This is a genomic window from Polymorphobacter multimanifer (assembly GCF_014205635.1).
Classification (GTDB): Bacteria; Pseudomonadota; Alphaproteobacteria; order Sphingomonadales; family Sphingomonadaceae; genus Sandarakinorhabdus; species Sandarakinorhabdus multimanifer.
Genome location: NZ_JACIIV010000012.1, coordinates 16,272 through 39,287 on the forward strand (window position 1 = coordinate 16,272; position 23,016 = coordinate 39,287).

General features: G+C 65.1%; 24 protein-coding genes and 2 pseudogenes. 12 read left to right on the forward strand and 14 right to left on the reverse strand.

The features are described from left to right. The first annotated feature begins 5 nt into the window (after window positions 1-5). The 6 genes from FHS79_RS09170 (at window position 6) to FHS79_RS09195 (ending at window position 4,870) form a co-directional block, all read left to right on the forward strand. Window positions 6-245 carry an acyl carrier protein gene (locus FHS79_RS09170; RefSeq protein ID WP_184198687.1) on the forward strand — a complete coding sequence of 80 codons (240 nt, stop codon included), beginning with the start codon at window positions 6-8 and terminating at the stop codon, window positions 243-245. A gap of 136 nt (window positions 246-381) precedes the next feature. Beyond that, complete coding sequence (gene fabF, locus FHS79_RS09175; RefSeq protein ID WP_184198690.1) at window positions 382-1,644, forward strand: beta-ketoacyl-ACP synthase II; 1,263 nt, start codon at window positions 382-384, stop codon at window positions 1,642-1,644. A 15-nt stretch (window positions 1,645-1,659) separates the two neighbouring features. Further along, window positions 1,660-2,634 (forward strand): endolytic transglycosylase MltG, encoded by a 975-nt coding sequence (gene mltG / locus FHS79_RS09180; protein ID WP_184198693.1) that lies wholly within the window; start codon window positions 1,660-1,662, stop codon window positions 2,632-2,634. Further along, complete coding sequence (locus FHS79_RS09185) at window positions 2,631-3,233, forward strand: YdcF family protein (protein ID WP_184198696.1); 603 nt, start codon at window positions 2,631-2,633, stop codon at window positions 3,231-3,233. Before mltG ends, FHS79_RS09185 begins: the two co-directional genes overlap by 4 nt. A gap of 3 nt (window positions 3,234-3,236) precedes the next feature. Next, the gene (locus FHS79_RS09190) at window positions 3,237-3,923 is read left to right on the forward strand and encodes a lysophospholipid acyltransferase family protein (RefSeq protein WP_184198699.1); all 687 of its coding nucleotides are present in this window, start codon (window positions 3,237-3,239) and stop codon (window positions 3,921-3,923) included. Further along, entirely contained in the window at window positions 3,920-4,870 is a 951-nt protein-coding gene (locus FHS79_RS09195) for a hypothetical protein (protein ID WP_184198702.1), read from the forward strand. Before FHS79_RS09190 ends, FHS79_RS09195 begins: the two co-directional genes overlap by 4 nt. Window positions 4,871-4,998: 128 nt before the next feature. Here FHS79_RS09195 and FHS79_RS09200 read toward each other — a convergent pair whose 3' ends face one another. From FHS79_RS09200 to hisC, 3 genes are read right to left on the reverse strand one after another with little or no spacing between them, the layout of a single operon-like run. Further along, window positions 4,999-5,205: a hypothetical protein gene (locus FHS79_RS09200; protein ID WP_184198705.1), complete on the reverse strand. Its 207-nt coding sequence runs from the start codon at window positions 5,203-5,205 to the stop codon at window positions 4,999-5,001. Continuing rightward, complete coding sequence (locus FHS79_RS09205) at window positions 5,205-6,143, reverse strand: prephenate/arogenate dehydrogenase family protein (RefSeq protein ID WP_184198708.1); 939 nt, start codon at window positions 6,141-6,143, stop codon at window positions 5,205-5,207. The genes FHS79_RS09200 and FHS79_RS09205 overlap by 1 nt, the downstream gene beginning before the upstream one ends. After that, window positions 6,143-7,246 carry a histidinol-phosphate transaminase gene (gene hisC / locus FHS79_RS09210; protein ID WP_243452789.1) on the reverse strand — a complete coding sequence of 368 codons (1,104 nt, stop codon included), beginning with the start codon at window positions 7,244-7,246 and terminating at the stop codon, window positions 6,143-6,145. The genes FHS79_RS09205 and hisC overlap by 1 nt, the downstream gene beginning before the upstream one ends. Window positions 7,247-7,420: 174 nt before the next feature. Here hisC and metX point away from each other — a divergent pair, with 174 nt between their 5' ends. Both metX and metW read left to right on the forward strand, forming a co-directional pair. Then, window positions 7,421-8,560, forward strand: a complete 1,140-nt coding sequence (gene metX / locus FHS79_RS09215) for a homoserine O-acetyltransferase MetX (protein ID WP_184198714.1) — start codon at window positions 7,421-7,423, stop codon at window positions 8,558-8,560. After that, the gene (gene metW, locus FHS79_RS09220) at window positions 8,557-9,153 is read left to right on the forward strand and encodes a methionine biosynthesis protein MetW (protein WP_184198717.1); all 597 of its coding nucleotides are present in this window, start codon (window positions 8,557-8,559) and stop codon (window positions 9,151-9,153) included. The genes metX and metW overlap by 4 nt, the downstream gene beginning before the upstream one ends. Here metW and FHS79_RS09225 read toward each other — a convergent pair. From FHS79_RS09225 to FHS79_RS09245, 5 genes are read right to left on the reverse strand one after another with little or no spacing between them, the layout of a single operon-like run. Then, on the reverse strand, window positions 9,150-9,761 hold the full coding sequence (locus tag FHS79_RS09225; protein ID WP_184198720.1) for an ABC-type transport auxiliary lipoprotein family protein: 612 nt from the start codon (window positions 9,759-9,761) through the stop codon (window positions 9,150-9,152). The two genes, metW and FHS79_RS09225, sit on opposite strands and share 4 nt — an antisense overlap. Next, a complete protein-coding gene (locus FHS79_RS09230) occupies window positions 9,758-10,717 on the reverse strand; it encodes an MlaD family protein (protein WP_184198723.1) in 960 nt (319 codons plus the stop codon). The genes FHS79_RS09225 and FHS79_RS09230 overlap by 4 nt, the downstream gene beginning before the upstream one ends. Then, a complete protein-coding gene (locus FHS79_RS09235) occupies window positions 10,717-11,571 on the reverse strand; it encodes an ABC transporter ATP-binding protein (RefSeq protein ID WP_184198726.1) in 855 nt (284 codons plus the stop codon). The genes FHS79_RS09230 and FHS79_RS09235 overlap by 1 nt, the downstream gene beginning before the upstream one ends. 3 nt (window positions 11,572-11,574) lie before the next feature. Then, window positions 11,575-12,702, reverse strand: coding sequence for an ABC transporter permease (locus FHS79_RS09240; RefSeq protein ID WP_184198729.1), 1,128 nt, complete (start codon window positions 12,700-12,702; stop codon window positions 11,575-11,577). A 54-nt stretch (window positions 12,703-12,756) separates the two neighbouring features. Beyond that, the gene (locus FHS79_RS09245) at window positions 12,757-13,446 is read right to left on the reverse strand and encodes an alternative oxidase (RefSeq protein ID WP_184198732.1); all 690 of its coding nucleotides are present in this window, start codon (window positions 13,444-13,446) and stop codon (window positions 12,757-12,759) included. Window positions 13,447-13,577: 131 nt separating this feature from the next. Between FHS79_RS09245 and FHS79_RS09250 the strand changes: the two genes are divergently transcribed. Then, window positions 13,578-14,279 (forward strand): HAD family hydrolase, encoded by a 702-nt coding sequence (locus FHS79_RS09250; protein ID WP_184198735.1) that lies wholly within the window; start codon window positions 13,578-13,580, stop codon window positions 14,277-14,279. A 3-nt stretch (window positions 14,280-14,282) separates the two neighbouring features. Here FHS79_RS09250 and FHS79_RS19435 read toward each other — a convergent pair. From FHS79_RS19435 to acnA, 3 genes and pseudogenes are all read right to left on the reverse strand, one after another. After that, window positions 14,283-14,378, reverse strand: a pseudogene (locus FHS79_RS19435) (PEPxxWA-CTERM sorting domain-containing protein); the annotation flags it as partial. A gap of 492 nt (window positions 14,379-14,870) precedes the next feature. Next, window positions 14,871-15,521, reverse strand: a pseudogene (locus FHS79_RS19440) (trypsin-like serine peptidase); the annotation flags it as partial. Between the two features lie 165 nt (window positions 15,522-15,686). Next, window positions 15,687-18,371 (reverse strand): aconitate hydratase AcnA, encoded by a 2,685-nt coding sequence (acnA, locus tag FHS79_RS09260; protein WP_184198741.1) that lies wholly within the window; start codon window positions 18,369-18,371, stop codon window positions 15,687-15,689. A 98-nt stretch (window positions 18,372-18,469) separates the two neighbouring features. Between acnA and recR the strand changes: the two genes are divergently transcribed. Continuing rightward, entirely contained in the window at window positions 18,470-19,066 is a 597-nt protein-coding gene (gene recR, locus FHS79_RS09265) for a recombination mediator RecR (protein ID WP_184198744.1), read from the forward strand. Window positions 19,067-19,097: 31 nt separating this feature from the next. After that, window positions 19,098-19,652, forward strand: coding sequence for a peptide deformylase (gene def / locus FHS79_RS09270; protein WP_184198746.1), 555 nt, complete (start codon window positions 19,098-19,100; stop codon window positions 19,650-19,652). On the opposite strand, the gene FHS79_RS09275 is transcribed toward def, so the two are convergent. From FHS79_RS09275 to purF, 3 genes are all read right to left on the reverse strand, one after another. Then, complete coding sequence (locus tag FHS79_RS09275; protein ID WP_184198748.1) at window positions 19,649-20,257, reverse strand: hypothetical protein; 609 nt, start codon at window positions 20,255-20,257, stop codon at window positions 19,649-19,651. The two genes, def and FHS79_RS09275, sit on opposite strands and share 4 nt — an antisense overlap. Window positions 20,258-20,306: 49 nt before the next feature. Continuing rightward, window positions 20,307-20,981 (reverse strand): SDR family NAD(P)-dependent oxidoreductase, encoded by a 675-nt coding sequence (locus FHS79_RS09280; RefSeq protein WP_184198751.1) that lies wholly within the window; start codon window positions 20,979-20,981, stop codon window positions 20,307-20,309. A 77-nt stretch (window positions 20,982-21,058) separates the two neighbouring features. After that, complete coding sequence (gene purF / locus FHS79_RS09285) at window positions 21,059-22,516, reverse strand: amidophosphoribosyltransferase (RefSeq protein WP_184198987.1); 1,458 nt, start codon at window positions 22,514-22,516, stop codon at window positions 21,059-21,061. A 105-nt stretch (window positions 22,517-22,621) separates the two neighbouring features. On the opposite strand from purF, the gene hisI reads away from it, so the two are divergent. Then, window positions 22,622-22,996, forward strand: a complete 375-nt coding sequence (hisI, locus tag FHS79_RS09290; RefSeq protein ID WP_184198754.1) for a phosphoribosyl-AMP cyclohydrolase — start codon at window positions 22,622-22,624, stop codon at window positions 22,994-22,996. The last annotated feature ends 20 nt before the right edge of the window (window positions 22,997-23,016 follow it).

Genomic DNA, 23,016 nt, shown 5'->3' on the forward strand with positions numbered 1-23,016 from the left:
TTCCCATGAGCGACGTTGCCGACCGCGTGAAGAAGATCGTTGTCGAGCATCTCGGTGTCGAGGCCGACAAGGTCACCGAAGATGCCAGCTTCATCGACGATCTCGGCGCCGACAGCCTCGACACTGTCGAGCTGGTGATGGCGTTCGAGGAAGAATTCGGCGTGGAAATTCCGGACGATGCCGCCGAGAAGATCCTCACCGTCAAGGATGCGATCGGCTTCATCGCCGCGAACGCCAAGGGCTGATGCCATCGGCGGCCCTGGGCAAACCGCCCTCGGGCCGCACGGCGGCATGCTGGACAAACGGCCCTTCGCGCAAACCGCGAAGGGCCGTTTGACCATCTGCCCCCCGAAAGGCCGGCTTTGAAGGGAATATGACAGCATGCGTCGTGTGGTGATAACGGGCCTGGGCATGGTGACCCCGCTCGGGTCCGATGTGGAAACCGTCTGGGCGAACATCCTCGCCTCGCGCTCGGGCGCCCGGCCGATCACGCGCTTCGATGCCACCGATTATGTCTGCCGCATCGCCTGCGAAGTGCTGCGCGGCGACGGCAGCGGCGAGACCTTCAACGCCGATACCCGCGTCGACTACAAGGTCCAGCGCCAGGTCGATCCCTTCATCATCTACGGCATCGATGCCGCCGGCCAGGCGATTGAGGACGCCGGTCTCACCGACATGACCGAGGAAGAGCGCTTCCGCGCCGGCTGCTCGATCGGCTCGGGCATCGGCGGCCTGCCGGGAATCGAATCCGAATCGCTCGTGCTCGCCGCCAAAGGTCCGCGCCGTGTCTCGCCGCATTTCGTCCATGGCCGCCTCATCAACCTCATCTCGGGCCAGGTCAGCATCAAATATGGCCTGATGGGCCCCAATCATGCCGTCGTCACTGCCTGCTCGTCGGGCGCCCATGCCATCGGCGACGCGGCGCGGATGATCGCGCTCGACGATGCCGATGTGATGCTCGCCGGTGGAGCCGAGGGCGCAATCTGCCCGCTGGGCATCGCCGGCTTCAGTCAGGCCAAGGCGCTCTCCACCGGCTACAACGACGATCCCACCCGCGCCAGCCGCCCCTATGACAAGGGCCGCGACGGCTTCGTGATGGGCGAGGGTGCGGGTGTGGTGGTGCTCGAGGAATATGAGCGCGCCAAGGCCCGCGGCGCCAAGATCTATGCCGAAGTCATCGGCTACGGCCTGTCGGGCGACGCCTGGCACGTCACCGCGCCGCATCCCGAAGGTTCGGGCGCCTTCCGCTCGATGGCGATGGCACTCAAGAAGTCCGGCCTCTCCACCGCCGACATCGATTATGTCAACGCGCACGGCACCTCGACCCCGATGGGCGACGAGCTCGAGCTCGGCGCCGTCCGCCGCCTTTTCGGCGCCGATCTCGGCAACCTTTCGATGTCCTCGACAAAATCGGCGATCGGTCATCTGCTCGGCGGCGCCGGCGCAGTCGAATCGATCTTCTGCGTGCTTGCGATGCGCGATCAGGTGGCGCCGCCCACCCTCAACCTCGACGATCCTTCGGACGCCTGCATCGGTGTCGATCTGGTGCCGCACACCGCCAAGCCGCGCCGCATCCGTGCCGTGCTCAACAACAGCTTCGGCTTCGGCGGCACCAACGCGACGCTCATCATGCGCGGCGTCTGAGCGGCGGCGCGGACCATGCGGACGTTCCGGGCGCTGGTCCCCACCTTTCTCCTTCTGCTGCTCGTGTTCGGCGTGCCGGCCTTCGTCGCCCCCTGGCACGGCTGGTTCCGCAGCCCGGGCGAGCTGATCGAGGTCGAGATCCCGCGCGGCACGTCGCAGGCCGGGGTTGCCGCCGAGCTGGAAAAGGCCGGGCTGATCGAGTCGCCCCGCCAGTTCCGGCTGCTCGCCCGGCTCCATGCCGCCGACGAGCCGATCCAGGCCGGCCGCTATGCGCTCCGCCGCGACGATGCCTGGAAGCGCTGGATCGAAGCGATGCAGGCCGGCAAGGTGGTGCGCCTCACACTCACCATTCCCGAAGGCACGCCATCGATCCTGATCGCCGAGCGGTTGCTGGCCAATACCGCGCTCACCGGCCCGGTCAACCCGCCTGCCGAGGGTGCTGCCCTCCCCGAAACCTATGATTTCGCCAAGGGCGAGGCGCGCAGCGCCGTGGTGGACCGGATGACCGCCGCGATGGACCGCACCCTCGCCGAACTCTGGCCCAGGCGCACGTCCGATGCCGTGGTCAAGACCCCGCAAGAAGCGCTGATCCTCGCCTCCATCGTCGAGAAGGAAACCGGGAAGGGCGAGGAACGGCGCATGATTGCAGGCGTTTATTCCAACCGCCTGCGAATCGGCATGAAGCTCGATGCCGACCCCACGGTCATCTACCCTGTCACCAAGGGGAAGCCGCTCGGCCGCCGGATCCTGCGCTCCGAGCTCGACACCGACAATGGCTACAACACGTATCTCAAGCCCGGCCTGCCCGCCGGCCCCATCGCCAACCCCGGCCGCGCCAGCATCGAGGCGGTGCTCGATCCGGCAAAGACCGACGCGCTCTATTTCGTGGCGGATGGCAGCGGCGGCCATGTGTTCGCCGCCACGCTGGCCGAGCACAATACCAATGTCGCGCGCTGGTATGCGCTGCGCCGCAGCCGGGGGGAGATGTGACCCGCAAGCCGCGTCCTATGGTCGTGGGCAAGCGCCCGCGCAGCCGCAGCACCGGGCTGATCGGCGCGCTGCTGCGGCTGGTGGCGATCGTGGCGCTCGCCTGGGTGGCAGGGCTGCTCTGGTTCAGCCTCACCCTGCCGGGGGCGGCACCGCTCGCCACCCGCACCGATGCGGTGGTCGTCCTCACCGGTGGCAAGGGCCGGCTGGCGCGCGGTGTCGAAGTACTTCAGGCAGGGGCCGCACCGCGCATGCTCATTTCCGGCGTGGCGCGGAGCAGCTCGATGGCGATGATCGCCGAAGCGGCCGAGCTTCCGATGAGTGCCTTTGCCACCACCGATCTCGGCTATGGTGCCGTGGACACCCGCTCCAACGCCGAGGAGACGGCGAGCTGGGTCACCCGCCGCGAAGTGCGGTCCCTGCGGCTGGTCACCTCCTCGGCGCACATGCGCCGCGCCCGGCTCGAGCTGTCGCGCGCTGTCGCCGCCGATGTGCGCGTGGTGCCGGATGCCGTGCCGCACGAAGTGGGCGCGCCCGGCATTCCATGGGAATACACCAAGTTCCTCGCCCGCTGGCTGGCGCTGAACGCCGGTCTCGGCTGACCCATGGCGCTGTTGCGGACCCTCGTCTTTCAACTGGTCTTCTATGCCGGCACGGTGCCGATCGTGCTCGGCACGCTGCTGTTCAGCCTGTTTGCCGAGGGCGCGCGCTTCATCATTCCCCGCGCCTGGGGGCAGTGGTTCCTGTTCACCTCGCGCCACATCCTCGGCGTCCGGCTGCGCATCGAGGGCGAACTGCCACAAGGGCCGGTGCTCATCGCGATCAAGCACCAGAGCGCCTATGAAACGATCGCGCTGCTGGCGCTGTTCGAAAAGCCGGCCACGGTGATGAAGGCCGAGTTGCAGCGAATTCCGTTCTGGGGCTGGGCTGCAGCAAGGCAGGGCGCCATCTTCGTTGATCGCACCGGCTCCTCGGCATCGCTACGCGCAATGATGAAGGCCGCCCAGCGCGCCGCCGCGGCCAGCCGTCCCATCGTCATCTTCCCCGAAGGCACGCGCGTCCCGGCGGGGCAGGCGCCGCCGCTCGCCGCCGGCTTTGCCGGGCTCTACAAGGTCAGCCGCTACCCGGTGGTGCCTATCGCACTCGATTCGGGCCTTGTCTGGACGCGTGATTTTGCCAAACGCCCCGGAACGGTGACCATGCGCGTTGGCGATGTCATTCCCGCCGGCCTGCCGCGCGAGGCGATCGAGGCGCGCGTGCACAGCGCCATCAACGCGCTGGAAACATTATGAAGCGACGCGTCCCGCTGTGGTTGACGCTGGTGCCGCTGCTGGCCGCCGGCGGCCTGTATTTCCTGCTATGGCGGGGCTGGGCCGGTGAGTTCGAGGCGGAACTGGCGCAGTGGTTGCCCGAGGAATCGCTTGCCATCGGCGGCTTCCCCTATCGGCTCGAAGCGACCGTGGCCGGTCCGGCTGTGCAGATCGGCGAGACCATCACCCTGCGGGTCAGTGCCGCGGCTGCGCGAATCAACCGTGGACCATGGCAGCGTGAACTCACCGTCGTCCGCCTCGAAGCACCGCAAGCCAGCGCGACCGTGAGCCCGGCGATCCGCGCTTCGATCACGGCACGGTCGGCAACAGCAAGCATCAACTGGGGCGAGGGGCGGCTGCGCCGGCAGTCGACCATCTTCCAGGCTGCGCGCTTCCGCCTCGGCAGCAACCCGCTGCCGATCACCGCCGATACGCTGGAAATGCACCTGCGCGAGCGTGCCGAAACTGCGGTGCCGCCATCTTCACCCACTTTTGCACCGCGTGGCCAGCTCGTGCTTGCGGGCACACGGCTGCGGCTGGCGGGCGGGGATGCACTGACGATGGCGGCCGAAGTGCTTGCCACCGGTGCCGCGCGGTTGACCGATTATGACCGCTGGGCGCGGGGCGGGACGCTGGAAATCACCCGGCTTTCGCTCTCCGACGGGCATGGCGAAGTCGTGTCGGCCAGTGGCACGCTGGTGCCGCAGCAACGCGACGGGCTGCAGCTTGCCGGCACCTTGACCACCGTGTGCCCCTATGCGGTCGCTGCCGCCTTCGCCGGCACGGTGCCGGCACCCGAAAAGCGGCTGCGCGTGCCCGTGCGCCTCGCCTTTTCGGGCGCTTACGAAGCGCCGGTCCTGGCGCCATTCCCCGATCTGTCGCGCCGCCCGCGCCGGGAGCAACAGCCCGATTGCCCGCGCCTGCGTTGAGCCTTGCCGGAAAAATTCGCAAAATCCATCAATAGTGTCGCGTTTCTACAATACGCCGCGCAGCGATCATGGCTTGTGGTGCCGGGGAGCAAGGGGGGCGAACCGGGGGGGGGAGAACCGGGGGGCAGTCAGCGCGGGCGGCGGCGCCCCGGTTCTTCATCCACCGGCTGCCGGGCGCCCAGCCACCACGCCGCCAGGCCGAGCCCCACGGCACCGCCGGCAGCAGCGGCCGACACGGCAAGCAACTGCCATGGCAGGTCGAGCGCCAGCGCCACTGCCACGAACAGCAGGGCAGGGGCCATGAAGCCGACCAGCGCCAGCCCGATGGCACGCATCAGCGGGGGTCCTCATCGGCCGGCTCGGCCGGCGGCCCATGCGGGCGGCCGAAGTCTTCGGCCTCGGTGTCCTGGCCTTCGTCGATGATGCTGCGGCGGATCGCGCGTGTGCGGGTAAACAGCGCCTCCAGCGTGTCGCCCTCGCCCCAGCGGATGGCGCGCTGCAATGCCACCAGATCCTCGGTGAAGCGACCCAGCGTTTCCAGCACCGCCTCGCGGTTGGTCAGGAACACATCGCGCCACATCACCGGATCGGACGCGGCAATGCGGGTAAAGTCGCGAAACCCTCCCGCGGAATATTTGATCACTTCGGAGCGGGTGACGGTTTCGAGGTCGCTGGCGGTGCCCACGATCGAATAGGCGATAAGGTGCGGCAGGTGGCTGGTGACGGCGAGCACCCGGTCATGATGCGCCGCGTCCATCAGTTCCACCTTTGCCCCCAGCCGTTCCCAGAAAGCCTGCAACTGCCGCGAAGCCGGCCCTGGCTGCTGCGGGGTGAGGATGCACCATCGGCCCTCGAACAACGTCGCGAACCCGGAATCCGGCCCCGATCGCTCGGTGCCCGCGACCGGGTGGCCCGGCACCACATGCACATGCGCGGGAAGGGCGGCAGTGAGCGCTGCGAGCACGCTGGCCTTGACCGACCCGACATCGGTGACGACCGCCCCCTCGGCGAGATCATCGGCGATCTCCGCCGCCACGGCCCCCATGGCGCCAACCGGCACGCACAGGATCACGAGCTCGGCGTCGATCACCGCGGTGGCGGGCAGGTCGCACACGTCATCGGCCAGCCCCAACGCCTCCACCCGCGCCCGGACATCGGCCGAGCTGTCGGACACGCTGAGCCGCACCGTCGGCATCCGCACGCGTATGGCACGCGCCAGCGAGGAGCCGATCAGCCCCATGCCGATGATCGATACGCGCGCGAACGACAGCATCAGCCTGCCGCTGCAATGAAGCCGGTGAGCACGGCTGCCGCCGCCCGCGTCTCCGTCTCGGTGCCGATCGACACCCGCAGGCAGCGCGGCATCCCCTGCACCGCCAGATAGCGGGTGAGGATGCCGGCTTCGAGCAGCGCGGCATTGGCAGCCGGAGCCGTGCAGGCGCCGGTTTCGGGAAATTCGAGCAGCAGGAAGTTGGCAGCAGACGGGATCACCCGCACGCCGGCATTCCCCAGATGGGCATGGCTCGCCGCTTCGATCTCGCGCGCCAGCCAGCTGCGCCACTCGACGGTGTGGGCGCGCACCTTCTCGGTCCAGTCGGGGTCGGACAGCGCTGCCACCGCCGCAACCTGTCCCAGCATCGGCACATTGAAGGGCGCGCGCACCCGGTGCAGCGCATTGATGACCGCGGGGGCGGCATAGCCCCAGCCGATGCGCTCGGCGGCAAGGCCATGGATCTTCGAGAAGGTGCGCGTCACGAACACATTGCCATGCGCATCGGCGAGCCCGAAGCCATCCTCGTAATCGCCGCTCACGAACTCGGCATAGGCGCAATCGAGCACCAGCAGCACATCGCCCGGCAGCCCGGCATGGAGCCGGCGAACTTCGGCCGGCGGAATGATCGTGCCGGTCGGGTTGTTGGGGTTGGCGAGATAGACGACCTTTGTGGCGGGCGTCACAAGCGCCAGAATGGCGTCGACATCGGCGGTGTAGTCCCGGTCCGGCGCCACCACCTGCGTGGCCCCGACGCGCCGCGTCGCCAGTTCATACACCGCAAAGCCATGACGAACCTGGATGATCTCGTCTTCCGGCCCTGCAAAGGCGCTGGCGGCCATGTGCAGCAGCTCGTCCGAGCCGGTGCCGCAGATGATCCGCGCCGGATCGAGCCCGTGCCGCGCGCCAAGCGCCTCGCGAAGCGCGGTGGACGCAGGATCGGGATAGCGATGGCCCTCTGCCAGCACATCCTGCATCGCGGCGATCGCCCGGGGGCTTGGGCCGAACGGATTCTCGTTCGAGGCCAGCCGCGCCACCACCGGCCGCGCGCCGATGCGCGCCTTGCCCGGCACATAGGCGTGCATCGCTTCGATCCAGGGCTTCATTTGCGGAGAACTGTTCATGGGGACGCTCTAGGCGCAATCGCGGCGCCGGGGAAGGCGTCCCGGCGCCGCGCGGGGATGCCCGCCCACCCAGCACCCCCTTCTTCATACGGCAGCATTCATGACCAGTTGCGCCTGCGCGTGACATTTTCGGGCATTGGCCGTAACGGCCAGACAATGCTGGCACCGGTTCACGATCAACGCTTCGGGCTCGGCCGCACCGTGCGGCTCGCGGAGCCCGTGCCGCTTGCCAGCGGCCAGAGCCTCGACGGTGTCGCCATTGCCTATGAAACCTATGGCACGTTGGCCGCCGACGGCAGCAACGCCATCCTCATCTGCCATGCCTTGACCGGGGACCAGCACGTCGCCTCGCCCAACCCGCGCACCGGCAAGCCCGGCTGGTGGGAGCGGCTGGTAGGACCGGGCAAGCCGATCGACCCTGCCCAGCATTTCATCATCTGCTCGAACGTCCTTGGCGGCTGCTCGGGCACCACCGGCCCCGGCAGCATGGATCCCACAACGGGACGAACCCATGCGATGCGCTTTCCCGTCATCACCATCGCGGACATGGTGACGGTGCAGGCCCGCCTCCTCGATCATCTCGGCGTCGAGCAGCTGCAGGCAGTTGTCGGCGGCTCGATGGGCGGCATGCAGGCGCTGTCCTGGGCGGCGCAATTCCCGGAGCGAGTGCGCGCCGTGGTGGCCATCGCGTCCGCTGCTCGCCACTCGGCGCAGAACATCGCCTTCCACGAAGTCGGCCGTCAGGCCATCATGGCCGATCCCCGCTGGGCGAGCGGCAACTACACCTCCGACGATGCCCCGGCTGCGGGGCTGGCAGTGGCTCGGATGGCGGCACACATCACCTACCTCTCCGAACAGGGGCTCACCGAACGATTTGGCCGGCGGCTGCAGAACCGCGCCGCTCTTGGCTTCGGTTTCGATGCCGAGTTCCAGGTGGAAAGCTATCTGCGCCATCAGGGCCTCACCTTCACCGAGCGTTTCGATGCCAACAGCTACCTCTACATCACCCGTGCCATGGACTATTTCGACCTTGCAGCACCCCATGACGGCCTGTTGACGACCGCTTTTGCCCCTGCAGCGACCGCCGGCACCCGCTTTGCACTCATCAGTTTCACCTCGGACTGGCTCTATCCCACCGCCGAATCCAAGCGCATCGTTCGCGCCCTCCATGGCGCCGGCGCCAGCACGAGCTTCTGCGAGCTCGAAAGCCCGCATGGCCATGATGCCTTCCTGCTCGATGCGCCCGAGATGAACCGCATCGTCGCCGGCTTCCTGAACGGCCTTGCCGAGAGATGAAATCCACCCTCCGCCCCGATCTGCAAGCCGTCGCCGATGCCGTGCCAGCCGGCGCGCGCGTTCTTGATATTGGTTGCGGAGACGGGGCTTTGCTGGCGCATCTTCGTGCAACACGTCAGGTTTCCGCGCATGGCATTGATGTGTCCGCTGCCAATGTGGCATCTGCGGTGGCACGCGGATTGGCGGTCGTGCAGGGCGATGCCGACACCGATTTGGCCGATTGGCCCGACGCCGCCTTCGATGTCGCCATATTGTCGGACACCCTGCAAGCAATGCGCGCACCGGAGAGCATTTTGGGCGAGCTTCTTCGCGTGGCACGGCAGGGAATCGTCAGCTTCCCCAACTTCGGCCATTGGCGCGTCCGGGCGGCCCTGACCTTGGGCGGACGCATGCCGGTCACCCGCACACTGCCGGTGAGCTGGCACCAGACACCCAACATTCACCTGTGCACCATCAACGATTTCAAGGCATTGGCAAACGATTGCGGACTACGGATCGACCATGCCGCCTTCCTCGCCGGAGGGGATCGCCGATCAGGTTTCGCTGCAAACCTTCTGGCTGATCAGGCGGTGTTCGTGCTTTCCAAAGCCTAGATGTTGGCAACAGTCCAGTCCGCGAGGTCGCCCGCCAATCGGTTGATCGCGCGAGAAAGGGCAGCCGCCACATCGGCAGGAGCCTGGCTTGCAACCGGCTCGCTCGCCTCGAAGCGGCGCAGATCGGGCCCGCGCGGCTGGTTGGGATGGCTCAGCTGCGCATCGTAGCGCACACGGACAATCGGTTGCAGCGGATCGCGCACATCGAGCGTGAAATCGCGCAGCGCACCCGACAGGGTCGCCTGGGGCTGTGGGCTCACCTGGCTGCGATCGAGCACCGGCAGCCCGCGCGCCGCCAGCGTATCCGAAAAGAGCCGTTGCACCTGGCGGTTGGGCGTCTCTGCCCAGCCGGCGGCTGTAAGATACTGAATTTCCGTGTCCGAAATGCGAACCGCTACCCGCAAGGTCTGCAACATTGCCGGGAGCAACGGCAGATCAACGGCAATCGTCGGGCTACCGGGCTTGGCCTGCACTCCTGTCGGCGTGGCCGTAGCCTCCACCAGCAACAGCGATACAGCCGGCGGCCCCTTCGCGCCGATCTGCACGAGCGGCCCGCAGCCGGCGACCACGACCGGCAGAAGCACGAGAATTACACGCAATGGCTTCATTTCTGGGCGCTCCCGGCGGGATCATAGCTTGGCAAGCGGTTTCCGCCCGAAACCGCGCCGATTGGGTCTTCATCCAGCCGGGTCGCGAGCACATTCAACTCGGCTGTGAGTGCGCGGAGCTCCCGGATGAGCTGGCTGGCTTCGGGAATGGTTTCGGTGGTCAATTGTCGCAATCCGGGCTCTGCCGATGCGGTGAGCCCCTCGATTCGCTCCAGGCTGACGCTGGCACTGCGCAGTGTCTTGCCGAGTTCGGCAGCCAGCGGCTTGGCATCTTCGCGCAGAAAAGCATCGGTGCTTCCGGCAAGCGCCTCTACCCGCGCCATGGCCGTTGTGGCGGCAGCCAGCGTGGCACGCGCTTCGGTGAGGGTTGCAGCAATCTCGGGCCCGCGGTCGGCCAGCGCATCGCTCAATCGATCGACATTCCTGAGAATGTTCGAAATGCTGTCCTTGTTATCCTCATCGAGAACTTCCGCGAGCCGCTTGGCGACCAGGCTGACGTTCTTGAGCAGCTCGGGTGCGCTGGCAAGCAATGCCCCCAGGCCGCCGGCACGTGCGGAGATGATGGGAACACCATAGGGCCCCGGCGTCGTCAAAGGCCTGCCTCCGGCCATCGAACCCGTAAGCTGGATCTGGCTCACGCCGGTGAAGCCAACCCCCTCGATCGTGGCGGTGGTGCCCTCGAGAATGGGCACATCTTCCTGCACCGAGATCCGCACGCGCACGAACTCCGGCGAGCGCGGCTGCAGCTTGATCTCATCGATCTTGCCCACAGGCACACCGTTGAACGCAACCGGCGACCCCGGCGCCAGTCCGGTGACAGCCTGGTTGAAAAGGATGTCGAACTTCTGGTCGGGCTCGCCGGAGAAGCGGGCAAACCACAGGATCGCGGCGAAGAGCGCCACGACCAGGAGCAGCACGACGCCGCCCACAATCGCATAATTGCTGCGGGTTTCCATCAGGCAAACTCGGTTTTGCTGGGCTGGGGCGTAGGCTGGGCTGGTGGCTTACGCTGCGAGCGCACGGCAGCACGGCCGCGCGGGCCGGAGAAATATTCCTGCACCCAAGGATGATCGAACTCGCGCAATGCCTCGATTGTGCCACAGGCGATGACAAGGCCGTCGGAGAGCACCGCCACCCGGTCGCAAGTGGCGTGCAGCGTGTCGAGATCGTGGGTGATGAGAAAGACGGTCAGGTCCAGTGTGTCTCGCAGCACGCGCACCAGATCGTCGAAGGCGGCCGCTGCAATCGGATCGAGGCCCGCCGTAGGCTCGTCAAGGAACAGCACCAGCGGATCGAGTGCCAGGGCGCGGGCGAGGGCCGCGCGCTTGCGCATCCCACCTGAAAGCTCGGACGGGAATTTGCATGCAGCCTCCTCGGGCAACCCGACCATCCGCACCTTCAACTTGGCAAACTCGTCCATCAGGTCGAGCGGCAGATCGAGAAACTCCCGCATGGGCACTTCGATATTCTCGGCGACAGTGAGTGCGGAAAACAGCGCACCTTCCTGAAAAAGCACGCCCCAGCGCCGGCGCAGCGCTCGGCCCTCGACAGCATCGAGCGTGGCGGCATCACGGCCCAGCACCTCGATGGTACCGGCGCGCGGCGTCTCCAAGCCGATGATGCAGCGCAACAGCACCGATTTGCCGGTGCCCGAGCCGCCGACCAATCCGATGATTTCGCCGCGGCGGACATCGAGATCGAGATCCTTGTGGATGGTCTGTGCCCCGAAGCCGGTCTCGAGCCCACGCACGCGGATTGCGACATCAACATCCGATGGCAAGGTCGGCGAAAGGGCGGCAGGCGTCTGCATCGGTCAGTTATAGCCAAGCGCTGAAAAAAAGATGGCAAAAAAGGCATCGAGCACGATGACCACGAAGATCGATTCAACAACGGCACGCGTCGTGCGGTTCCCTACCGCCTCGGCGTTGCCTTTGACCTGGAACCCATGGAAGCAACCCATCATTGCGATAACGAGCCCGAAAACCGGCGCCTTGATCGTGCCGATGATGAAATCGGACAAGGGCACCACTTCCTGCAGCCGCTGGACATAGGTGATCGGCGGCATGCCGAGCTGGGTCCAGACAAACAGCCCGCCACCGACCAGCGCCATGAAAGTGCCGAAAAACCCGAGCAGAGTGAGCATCAGCGCCATGCCCAGAACGCGTGGCACCACCAGGGCCTCGGAGGGCGAGACGCCAATGGTTTCCATGGCGTCGACCTCCTGGTTGAGCTTCATCGAACCAATCTGTGCCGCAAAGGCCGAGGCCGAGCGGCCGGCCACCATGATCGCGGTGAGCAGGATGCCGAGTTCGCGCGTGGTGGAGCGGCCGATCAGGTTGACGACGAACACCTCGGCTCCGAACTGGCGAAGTTGCACCGCACCCTGCTGCGCCACGACGATACCAACGAGGAACAGCAACAGCCCGACGATGCCGAGCGCGTTGACGCCGATCGCCTCACATTGGTGGATGAGGGCATTCCAGCGCATCGAACGGCGTCCAGCGATGGTACCGCCGATTGTTATCATCGTCTGACCGATGAAGGCCAGAAAACTGCCCGCATTGTCAAAGGCCTGCACCACGGCTCTGCCGATCCGATCCAGCCGCGCAAAAATGAACGACGCCGGTCGTTGGTGCATGACCATCGGCTGGTCATGGTTGGCAATCTCGCTGATCAGTCGAAGCGTATCGGGCCCGGCGTTGGCAACCGTCACCTTCACCCCGGCTTCTTGCCAGTTCAGCATGAGCCGATGCAGCAGCCAGGCGCCTGCAGTGTCCATTCGCTCGAGCTTCGCCAGATCGATCGTCAGCTTGCTTCCGCCCGGCACCAGCGCGCGCAACTCGTCAGCAATCAATTGCACGTTGGCAATCGTCAACCGGCCACGGATCGCCAGCGCCTGGTGATCACCTTCCGTGACGGATTCGAAGCCCAGAGCCGACATTATCCCTTTGGTGCGGGATTATCGCACCCTGCGCAAGAGTGAGCCGTGCCGTGATCAGGCCGCCAATTCATGCACCGGCGTCTTGGGAGGGTAGGGCGCGATCGCATCGGGATCGAGCGGTCGACCGGCGAGCGCATCGGCGAACTGATGATTGACGTCGCGGTGATGTGCCTCGTCGGCACGCACCACCAGTACGACGTCACGAAGCGTAGCGGTGTCGGGCAGCTGCCAATACCGGCGAGCAATCTGAGGAGCGGGGATGTTTTCCACCGTACCATAATCGATCTGCGCCAGATAATGGGTGTAACTTGTTACAGCCTCTTCTTCGAAATAGCCGACAACGCGGTGCGCGGTGCGGGGGCTGACGACATACAGCGCAAAAAAGCTCACATAGAACAGCCATTGCACCGCAATGATCAGAAAGCGTTCGAAGGCGGAGGGTTGTGCCACCTCGATGAAGGTCATCAAGTGCATCCGCTCATTCTCTGCCTCTTCCATGAGCGTGCGTATCCAGCCCTTGTCGTCTTCCATGCGGCGCAGGCTGCGCAAATGGGTCATGGTGGCACCTACCATGCCTGGCACAGCGGCCACGGTTTCGAGCACGATGGCGCGGTGACCATAGCGGTGCACAAAGAACCGGTCGGCAACAAAGCGCAACGTGCGTGTGAAGGCCAGTGCCACCCGGTCGCCCAGCCCTTGCGGCGCAAAATGCCGGGTCTTGTCGACAAAGGGAATGACGGTCATCGCGGAACTCCACTCGGTTGGTTGACGTTAAGGTAAGGTGCGCTGAAGGTGTTGCAACGCCGCCAAATCGTCGCACCGGGCCTCGCCGGTTGAGATTGACGCATGCGGGTGAAGCGGCGGAAGAGACAATCATGGCGATCAGCATTTACGACATGGACCGCACCATCACGCGCGGCGGCACCTGGGGGCCCTGGCTGCGCTTCTGGCTGCGGCGGCACGCGCCTTGGCGGATCGTGCTGCTTCCACTGCTTGGACTCGCCGGCGCTGCCTATGCCACAAGGATCATCGATCGTGGAGCCTTGAAGGCGACGGCACATCGGCTGTTGATGGGGCGGCGGTTGCCGCGCTCTTTGGTCATGGCTGCCGCTGCGGACTATGCCGATAAAGTTGTAGCAAATGGCTGCTTCGAAGCCGCACTGGAGCAGATCGCGGCTGACCGCGCTGCCGGGTGCCAGCTGGTGCTCGCAACCGCTTCCAATGCCTATTATGCCGAAGCGATCGGTACGCGATTGGGGTTCGATGCGGTGATCGCGACGCCATCACGATGGATCGATAATCAACTGGATTGGCGACTTGGCGACGCCAACTGCTATGGCCAGGAAAAGCGGAAGCGCGTGGCCGCCTGGCTCGATCAGAACGCGAAGGTTGGTGATCCGCTACGCTTTCATTCGGACCATCAATCAGACGCGCCGGTGTTTCTGCTGGTGTCCGCGCGGGGTGGAAAAGCCTTTGCCACCAATGCCACTGCGGAACTGACTGCTCTCGCACAAAAAAATGGCTGGCCCCAGGTCATATGGGGCCAGCCAAGGAAAAGCTTGTTCGAACGCGCCTGAGGCTCAGGCAACGGCAACCATGCGGCGACGGCGCATCGAGCCGCCGACGAGGCCGAAACCAGCAATGAGCATCGCCCATGTGCCGGGCTCGGGAACCATCGAGCTCAGGATGAAGTCGCGGTGGATGTAAATCGGCACATAGCCGCTGAGTTCGCCCCAGCTGGAATTCAGCCCGGGACGGAAATCGCCGAAGTTTGTGCCGAAGCTCAGACCGTAGGAGTTGATCGAGGCCAACTCACCATTGACGAAGCCAGGGCCACCCGAGTCACCGCCAGCGATATTGACTTCGCGCGCACCCAGACCAAGGTCCGCAAAGTTGTTGGTGCCGATCGGGCCAAGTCCAAGGCCGTTTGCAACGCGCGTTGCCTGGCTTTGAGCGGCAAGCCCATTGTCGAAGTCCGAAATATAGCTGAACTCGATTTCGGCAAAGCCGAAGAAGTTCTGCCCGGCAAACTGGCCGGTCTCATCGCGATCGGTAAAAAACCCGTCGAAAAGCGAGTTACCCAAAGCGTAATCATAGATGTTGTCACCCTCGCGCAGCCAGCCGGTGCGCGCATCGGTGCCGAATGCGCCACCGATGGTCGAACGGCCGCCATAGCCGGCAACATTGAACTCTTCGCCGGTCAGGCCGACCTGGCGTGCCAGCCGATAGCTTTGCGCTGATTCGGGTGCGAATTCGCTGAGGCGTAGAACGGCGATATCGTTCTGATCGATGACTTCACCGGTATAGCCCGAGTTGACGAAATACTTCGTCACATCGATTGCAACGCCCTGCTGCTGGAATGGCGTGCGGGTGTCGGGATCGCCCTCATAGAAATAGGCTGTGGTGCGGATGGGATTTGCGGTGCCGGCACCGTCACTGACGCAATGTCCCGCCGTTGCAATGGACTTGCGATCCGACAACAGGCTGCCCGAGCAGATGAACGTGCCATCGGAACGTTCCATGATGAGCGCAACGACGCCGCTCTTGTTGCTGCTGGGCTTGTAAATCGGGTCCCCGCCGCCGATGCTGTTGGCGGGGGTGCCAGGCAGAATGTTCGAAGTCGGAGTTTGGCCGATGATGCGGCTTGCGGCGGTCCAGGACAACCCGTTGCGCGCTCCACTCTGCGTGCGCACCAGGCTGTTCGCTGTCGCCATCTTGTTGGTGGTTTCGACCTCCAACGCCGCCGCGAAGACCGGCGATGCCGCCCCGAGCATCGTTGCGATCGCAATCGACGACGCGATTCTTCCCTGCCTGTTCATCCCTCAATTCCCCTTCCACGTCGCCATGATTGGCGGCACCGCTTCAAGGTATTTTGCAACGTCAGGGATACAAGGAAAAATTGCTTTCCATGACGTTAATTTGACGGTTTTCTGGGTGCGTTGCAGTGAAGCCACAGCATTACCAAGGCTCTCCTGCTGTCTGAATCAGGCAGCCAATTTCCTGAGAACGTAGGGCAGGATGCCGCCAGCATAGAAATATTCCAGTTCTTGCTCCGTATCGATTCGCGCCAGCGCCGTAAAAGTGCCGGTACTGCCGTCGGCCCGAATGAAGTGCACGGTAACGTGCTGGCGAGGCTTGAGGCTGTCCAAACCCTCGATATCGAACAATTCATCGCCGGTCAGGCCGATGGTCTGCCGCGATGTGCCTTCGGCAAACTGCAGTGCCAACACGCCCATACCGATAAGGTTCGAGCGGTGAATACGCTCGAAGCTCTCGGCAATCACGGCGCGCACACCAAGCAGCATCGTGCCCTTTGCCGCCCAGTCGCGCGACGAGCCTGTGCCATATTCCTTGCCGGCGATCACAACCAGTGGCGTGCCCTCGGCCTGGTAGCGCTCGGCGGCATCGTAAATCGCCAGCGTTTCGCCCGAAGGGATGTGCTTCGTCACTCCGCCCTCGATGCCGGGCACCATCTCGTTGCGGATGCGGATGTTGGCGAAGGTGCCGCGCATCATCACCTCATGGTTGCCGCGGCGGGCGCCATAGGAGTTGAACTCGGCGCGGCTGACCTGGCGCTCGGCGAGATAGGTGCCCGCCGGGGACGAGGCCTTGATCGAGCCCGCCGGCGAGATGTGGTCGGTGGTGATCGAATCGGCGAACTGCGCAAGGGCCCGGGCGCGAATTATGTCCTTCACCGGCTTCGGTGTCATCGTCATGCCCTCGAAATAGGGCGGGTTCTGCACATAGGTCGATGCGGCGTTCCAACTGTAGGTGGCACCACCTTCGACCTTGATCCCCTGCCAGCGCTCGTCGCCCGCGAACACATCGGCATAGCGCGCCTTGAACGCTTCGGCGGTGACCGAGGCCTGCACGGTTTCCGCCACTTCGAGATTGGTCGGCCAGATGTCCTTCAGATAGACAGGCTGGCCATTGCTGCCTTCGCCGATCGGATCGACCGCGATGTTCTTGCGCATCGAACCTGCCAGCGCATAGGCAACGACAAGCGGCGGCGAAGCCAGATAGTTGGCACGCACATCGGCCGATACCCGACCCTCGAAATTGCGGTTGCCGCTCAGCACGCTGGCAGCAACGATGTCGTTGCCGTTGATGGCCGTGCTGATTGGCTCGGGCAGCGGGCCGGAATTGCCGATGCAGGTGGTGCAGCCATAGCCGACGAGGTTGAAGCCGATGGCATCGAGCTCGGCCTGAAGGCCAGACTTCACGAGATAGTCGGTCACCACCTTCGAGCCCGGGGCGAGGCTTGTCTTGACCCAGGGCTGCGAGCGCAGGCCGAGCGCCCGAGCCTTTTTCGCTACCAGCCCGGCCGCGACCAGAACATTCGGATTTGAGGTGTTGGTGCAGCTGGTGATGGCGGCGATCACCACATCGCCATGGCCAATGCCGTGGTTGGCCCCGGCCACGGGTACCCGCACATCCATGCGCTCGGCCTGCTTGTAGCCGCCGGCCAGCTCGGCCTCGAACGCGTTCTTCGCGTCGGCGAGCAGCACCTTGTCCTGCGGGCGGCGCGGGCCGGCGAGGCTTGGCTGCACCACCGAAAGGTCGAGGCCCAGCGTGTCGGTGAACACCGGGTCTGGCGTATTCGTCTCGCGCCACAGGCCTTGGGCGCGGCAATAGGCTTCGACCAGCGCACAGGTCTCCTCGTCACGGCCAGTCAGGCGCATGTAATCGATCGTCTTGGTGTCGATGGGGAAGAAACCGCAGGTGGCGCCATATTCGGGTGCCATGTTGGCGATGGTGGCACGATCGGCGAGGGTGAGCGCATCCAGGCCGGGGCCGTAGAATTCGACGAAGCGGCCGACGACGCCGTGTGCGCGCAACATCTGGGTGACGGTGAGCACGAGATCGGTGGCGGTGATGCCCTCGGCGAGGGTGCCCGACAGCTTGAAGCCGACGACTTCGGGGATGAGCATGCTCACCGGCTGGCCGAGCATTGCTGCTTCGGCCTCGATACCGCCGACACCCCAGCCGAGAACGCCCAGGCCGTTGATCATCGTGGTGTGGCTGTCCGTGCCCACTACCGTGTCGGGATAGGCGATGGTGGCGCCCGAGGGATCTTCGGAGGTCCAGACCGCCTTGGCGAGATATTCGAGATTGACCTGGTGGCAGATGCCGGTGCCAGGCGGCACGACGCGGAAGCCCTTGAGGGCCGAGGATCCCCAGCGCAGGAATTCGTAGCGTTCGATATTGCGCGCATATTCGAGGTCCATATTGTCCTCGAAGGCGGTGGCGTTGCCGAATTCGTCGACCATCACAGAATGGTCGATGACGAGATCGACCGGGACAAGCGGGTTGATCTTCTGCGGGTCCCCCCCGAGCATTGTCATGGCGTCGCGCATGGCGGCGAGATCGACGACGCAGGGCACGCCGGTGAAATCCTGCATCAACACGCGCGCCGGGCGATAATTGATCTCGTGGCTGGAGCGGCGGGTTTCGGCCCAATCGACCATTGCCTGCAGATCGGCGACGGTAACGGTGCTACCATCCTCGAAACGCAGAAGATTTTCGAACAGCACCTTCATAGAATAGGGCAGGGTGTCGACGGCACCCAGCGCTTCGGCGGCAGCGGGGAGGCTGTAGTAATGGACCGTCTTGCTCCCGACTGTGAGGCTGCGCCGCGTGTTGAGGCTGTCCTGGCCGATGGCAGTCATGGCAGATGGTCCTTCCGTGTTTTGCCAGCGGTCTAGCGCATGGGGGGGCTTGCTGGAAGGGCGTTGCCGCGATGCAGCAGCGGTGGCATTGAAATTTCATGGCTTCGCCCGAAATCGATGCGCTGACGCAAATCCTCTCCCGGCTCCCGGGGCTGGGGCCCCGTTCGGCACGGCGGGTGGTGCTGCACCTGCTCAAGCGACGCGAAACCGCGCTTGGGCCTTTGGTGGCGGCGCTGCAGGCGGTGGAGGCAAGGCTGGTGACATGCGGCATTTGCGGGAACATCGATACACATGATCCATGCAGCGTGTGTGCGGACCCGCGGCGGGATCCGGCGAGCCTTTGCGTGGTCGAGGAGGTGGCGGACCTGTGGGCGCTTGATGGAAAGCGGCTTTTTGCGGGGCGTTTTCATGTGCTCGGGGGGCGACTTTCGGCGCTCGAAGGGGTGCGGCCGGAGGATCTGGGGATAGAATCGCTCGTTTCGCGGGTGTCCGGGGGCGGTTTTCGGGAGGTTGTGCTGGCGATGAATGCAACGCTCGAGGGTCAGACGACGATGCATTATCTCGCCGACCGGCTGGCTGGCCTTGATGTGTCGGTGACGATGCTGGCGCACGGCCTGCCGGTTGGCGGCGAACTCGACTTCATGGACGAGGGCACGCTGGCGATGGCATTGAGGGCGCGCAAGCCCGTCGCTTGATTTCATCGGCCTGCGTGCTTAGCTGACAGATATGGCCATTCTCCCGATCATCGAAGCGCCCGACCAGCGGTTGCGCGTTATCTCCAAGCCCGTCGAGTCGGTGACCGACGCGCATCGCACGCTCATCGCCGACATGTTCGAAACGATGTACAAGGCGCCAGGCATCGGGCTGGCGGCGATCCAGGTGGGGGTGGCGGAGCGCATTCTGACCATCGACCTGCAGCGGCCGAAAGGCGAGGTGACCGAGGATACCGATCCCGACACGATCGAATATGTCCGCGAGCCGCAGGTGTTCATCAACCCCGAGATCCTTTGGGAGTCGGATGAGCTTTCGGTCTATTCGGAAGGGTGCCTCTCGGTGCCTGACCAATACGCCGATGTCGATCGGCCGGCGCGAGTGCGGGCGAAGTGGCTCGACGAGAATGGCGCTGAGCATGAAGCCGAACTGGACGGGCTGATGGCGACCTGCCTCCAGCATGAGATGGACCATCTGAACGGCGTGTTGTTCATCGACCATCTGAGCAAGCTCAAGCGCGACATGGTGCTGAAGAAGCTCGAAAAGGCCCGCCGCGCCCGCGCGGCCTAGGTTGCGTCGGCCTCCGGGTCGGGGTGGCGTTGGCGCCAGCGGGCGTCGAGGTTTTGCTGCAGCTCGGCTTCGGTTTTCAGCCGGGCGATGAGGGTGATGCCTTCGAGATCGGGGGCATCGCTTTGCAGGATGCGTTCGCGCCATCCATGGCCGATATCATAGGTAGCGATGTCGGTGCGCTCGGTGCCCTGGTCGGTGTAGCGCGTGATGATCCCGATCGGCAGGCGGCCCTGAACGCGCTCCTTTCCGAGCGCCTTGCGCAGGCCGCTGGCGAACCAGCCGGCGTCCACATGCGGATTGCCGACGGTGTCGATGCTGCCGACACCAAGGGCTGCGGGAAATACGATGGTCTGCGTCTGGATGACACGGTCGGCGCCGGTCGCGGACAGGCGCAGCGCATTTCCGCCATCCTCTATCGTCGAAACAAGGACCAGCGGTTTCGCGGGGGCCTTTTGCGGGGCGGCCGCTGCGGCGCGCTTCTCTTCGCGCTCGCGGTGGGATTCCCAGAAATTGGCGGCGCCGATCGCCAGCGCGATGACGGTGGTGATCTCGGCAAAGGTCAGCCAGCGGCGGCGGGTCTTCGCGGCTTCGGTGGCTTCGGTCATGCGCGGCCTCCGGTTGGGGTTTGGACGTTACTGCTTGGAAGAGACCGGGTCAGCGCGCCAGTGCTGCCAGGATGGTGGCCGCCACGTCTTCAGGGGGCTTGACCGTCGACGGATCCTCTCCGGGAAAGGCGCGGGCGCGCATTGCGGTGCGGGTGGCGCCAGGATCGATGATATGGGTGCGGATGGCAGTGACCGGAGCCACTTCCTGGCCATAGGTGGCGATGAGGTTTTCCAGCGCCGCCTTGGACGCCGCATAGGCGCCCCAATAGGCGCGCGGTTCGCTGCCGACCGAGGAGGTGAGCGCCACGACATCGGCGGCGGGGGCGCGGCGCAGCAGCGGATCCAGAACGCGGATCAGATGCCAGTTGGCGGTGAGATTGACCGCGATCACCCGGTCCCAATCCTTCTTGTCGAGGTGCGGCACCGGTGCCAGCGACCCCAGTTGACCGGCGTTGAGCACGAGCACGTCGAGGCGGCCCCAACGGCTGGCGAGGGCGGTGGCGAGGCGCTCGATGGCCGGCGTGTCGGTCAGGTCGAAGGGCGCGATGGTGGCGGTGCCGCCGGCCTGGTTGATCAGGTCGTCGGTGACTTCAAGATCCTTGTCCTTGCGCGCGGTGATGATGACATGGTGGCCGGCGGCAGCCAGCGCCACCGCAGTGGCGGCGCCGATGCCGCGGCTGGCGCCGGTGACAAGGGCGAGGGGCTTTGTGGTGATATCGTTCATGGGGGCGGGTTAGACGGGCGCAGGGTGCGGGGCAAGGGCCGTCGCGGCGCTCACCCTCCCACGGTGCGGGAGAGGACTTATATCACGCGTTCGGCGAGAAGGCTCAGCTGGTCGGGGATCTCGACTTCTTCCTGGTCGGTGAGCCGGGTCGGATAATCGCCGGTGAAACAGGCATCACAGAACTGCGGCGCCTGGGTGTTGCGCTCGGCTTCGCCAAGCGCCCGATAGAGACCGTCGGTGGACAGGAAGGCCAGGCTGTCTGCCTTGATGAAATCCCGCATCTTGCCCACGGTCATCTGGGCGGCGAGCAGCTTGGAGCGCTCGGGCGTATCCACGCCATAATAGCAGCTGTGGCGCGTCGGCGGACTGGCGATGCGCATGTGGATTTCCGACGCGCCGGCCTCGCGCAGCATCTGCACGATCTTGAGCGAGGTGGTGCCGCGCACGATCGAATCGTCGATGAGCACGATACGCTTGCCGGTGATCATCGCGCGGTTGGCATTGTGCTTGAGCTTGACGCCGAGGTTGCGGATCTGGTCGCCGGGCTGGATGAAGGTGCGACCGACATAGTGCGAGCGGATGATGCCGAGCTCGAAGGGGATGCCGCTCTCCTGCGCATAGCCGATGGCGGCCGGGGTGCCACTATCGGGCACCGGCACGACCATGTCGGCATCCACCGGTGTTTCGCGCGCCAGTTCGGCGCCGATCGCCTTGCGCACCTGATAGACCGAGGCGCCTTCGACCATCGAATCGGGGCGGCTGAAATAGACATGCTCGAAGATGCACGGGCGCGGCCGCATTTCGGTGAAGGGCCGCAGCGAGCGCAGGCCCTTGGACGAGATGATGATGAGCTCGCCGGGATCGACCGCGCGGAGGAAGGTGGCGCCGACGACATCGAGGGCAACGGTTTCGCTGGCGAGGATGTAGCTGTCTCCGAGCCGGCCGAGCACCAGCGGGCGGATGCCGAGCGGATCGCGGCAGGCGAGCATGCCTTCGGAGGTGAGGCAGATCAGGCTGTAGGCGCCTTCGACCTTCTTGAGGGCATCGATGAAGCGGTCGAGCAGCGTGCGATACGACGAGGTGGCAACGAGATGGATGATGACTTCGGTATCCGAGGTCGACTGGAAGATGGCGCCGCGGCGGACGAGCTCGCGCTTCAGCGTCATGGCGTTGGAAATGTTGCCGTTGTGCGCGACTGCGAAGCCGCCGCTGGCGAGGTCGGCGTAGAGCGGCTGCACGTTGCGCACCGCGGTTTCGCCGGTGGTGGAATAGCGGTTGTGGCCGATCGCGACATCGCCGCGCAGCTTGCGGATGACCTCGTCCGAATCGAAATTGCCGGCGACATGGCCCATGGCGCGGTGCGTGCGGAATTCCTGGCCGTCGAAGGTGGTGATGCCGGCGGCTTCCTGGCCGCGATGCTGGAGGGCGTGCAGCCCGAGGGCAGTGACGGCAGCGGCACCCGAAGCGCCCCAGACACCGAACACGCCGCACTCTTCATGCAGATGGTCGGCTTCCCACGGATCGGTGGTGAGCATGTTGGTTCCCATCGGAAGACTGTCGCCTCGCCAGCGCTGCGTTCTCGCGGCATATAGGGAGCAGGCGGGGCTTTGTCGCCCCCTTAAGCGCCACGAAAGTGTCATATGAGCCGTGTTGAAAGCGATGGGTGCCGCGAAACGGGTTTGAGGCTCGACCCGAAATGGGATGCCGCAGGGCTGGTGACGGCGGTGGTAAGCGACGCCGTTTCGGGCGAATTGCTGATGGTGGCGCACATGAATGCCGATGCTCTGGCGGCGACGCTGGCGACCGGCGAGGCGCATTTCTGGAGCCGGTCGCGCGGCGAGCTCTGGCACAAGGGTGCGACATCGGGGCATGTGCAACGCATTGTCGAAATGAGGATCGATTGCGATCAGGACGCGCTGTGGCTCAAGGTCGAGCCGGCAGGGCCGGCGTGCCATACCGGCGAGCGCAGCTGCTTCTTTCGCGCTGTGACCAGCGACGGACTTGTGCGCGGCTGATGCCCGTCGATCTGGCGTTG

What these genes read in the sequence shown, in the direction of transcription:
- FHS79_RS09170 (WP_184198687.1), top strand. Translation starts at nt 6, where the DNA reads ATGAGCGACGTTGCCGACCGCGTGAAGAAGATCGTTGTCGAGCATCTC.
- fabF (WP_184198690.1), top strand. Translation starts at nt 382, where the DNA reads ATGCGTCGTGTGGTGATAACGGGCCTGGGCATGGTGACCCCGCTCGGG.
- mltG (WP_184198693.1), top strand. Translation starts at nt 1,660, where the DNA reads ATGCGGACGTTCCGGGCGCTGGTCCCCACCTTTCTCCTTCTGCTGCTC.
- FHS79_RS09190 (WP_184198699.1), top strand. Translation starts at nt 3,237, where the DNA reads ATGGCGCTGTTGCGGACCCTCGTCTTTCAACTGGTCTTCTATGCCGGC.
- FHS79_RS09195 (WP_184198702.1), top strand. Translation starts at nt 3,920, where the DNA reads ATGAAGCGACGCGTCCCGCTGTGGTTGACGCTGGTGCCGCTGCTGGCC.
- FHS79_RS09200 (WP_184198705.1), bottom strand. Translation starts at nt 5,205, where the DNA reads ATGCGTGCCATCGGGCTGGCGCTGGTCGGCTTCATGGCCCCTGCCCTG.
- FHS79_RS09205 (WP_184198708.1), bottom strand. Translation starts at nt 6,143, where the DNA reads ATGCTGTCGTTCGCGCGCGTATCGATCATCGGCATGGGGCTGATCGGC.
- hisC (WP_243452789.1), bottom strand. Translation starts at nt 7,246, where the DNA reads ATGAAGCCCTGGATCGAAGCGATGCACGCCTATGTGCCGGGCAAGGCG.
- metX (WP_184198714.1), top strand. Translation starts at nt 7,421, where the DNA reads ATGCTGGCACCGGTTCACGATCAACGCTTCGGGCTCGGCCGCACCGTG.
- metW (WP_184198717.1), top strand. Translation starts at nt 8,557, where the DNA reads ATGAAATCCACCCTCCGCCCCGATCTGCAAGCCGTCGCCGATGCCGTG.
- FHS79_RS09225 (WP_184198720.1), bottom strand. Translation starts at nt 9,761, where the DNA reads ATGAAGCCATTGCGTGTAATTCTCGTGCTTCTGCCGGTCGTGGTCGCC.
- FHS79_RS09230 (WP_184198723.1), bottom strand. Translation starts at nt 10,717, where the DNA reads ATGGAAACCCGCAGCAATTATGCGATTGTGGGCGGCGTCGTGCTGCTC.
- FHS79_RS09235 (WP_184198726.1), bottom strand. Translation starts at nt 11,571, where the DNA reads ATGCAGACGCCTGCCGCCCTTTCGCCGACCTTGCCATCGGATGTTGAT.
- FHS79_RS09240 (WP_184198729.1), bottom strand. Translation starts at nt 12,702, where the DNA reads ATGTCGGCTCTGGGCTTCGAATCCGTCACGGAAGGTGATCACCAGGCG.
- FHS79_RS09245 (WP_184198732.1), bottom strand. Translation starts at nt 13,446, where the DNA reads ATGACCGTCATTCCCTTTGTCGACAAGACCCGGCATTTTGCGCCGCAA.
- FHS79_RS09250 (WP_184198735.1), top strand. Translation starts at nt 13,578, where the DNA reads ATGGCGATCAGCATTTACGACATGGACCGCACCATCACGCGCGGCGGC.
- acnA (WP_184198741.1), bottom strand. Translation starts at nt 18,371, where the DNA reads ATGACTGCCATCGGCCAGGACAGCCTCAACACGCGGCGCAGCCTCACA.
- recR (WP_184198744.1), top strand. Translation starts at nt 18,470, where the DNA reads ATGGCTTCGCCCGAAATCGATGCGCTGACGCAAATCCTCTCCCGGCTC.
- def (WP_184198746.1), top strand. Translation starts at nt 19,098, where the DNA reads ATGGCCATTCTCCCGATCATCGAAGCGCCCGACCAGCGGTTGCGCGTT.
- FHS79_RS09275 (WP_184198748.1), bottom strand. Translation starts at nt 20,257, where the DNA reads ATGACCGAAGCCACCGAAGCCGCGAAGACCCGCCGCCGCTGGCTGACC.
- FHS79_RS09280 (WP_184198751.1), bottom strand. Translation starts at nt 20,981, where the DNA reads ATGAACGATATCACCACAAAGCCCCTCGCCCTTGTCACCGGCGCCAGC.
- purF (WP_184198987.1), bottom strand. Translation starts at nt 22,516, where the DNA reads ATGCTCACCACCGATCCGTGGGAAGCCGACCATCTGCATGAAGAGTGC.
- hisI (WP_184198754.1), top strand. Translation starts at nt 22,622, where the DNA reads ATGAGCCGTGTTGAAAGCGATGGGTGCCGCGAAACGGGTTTGAGGCTC.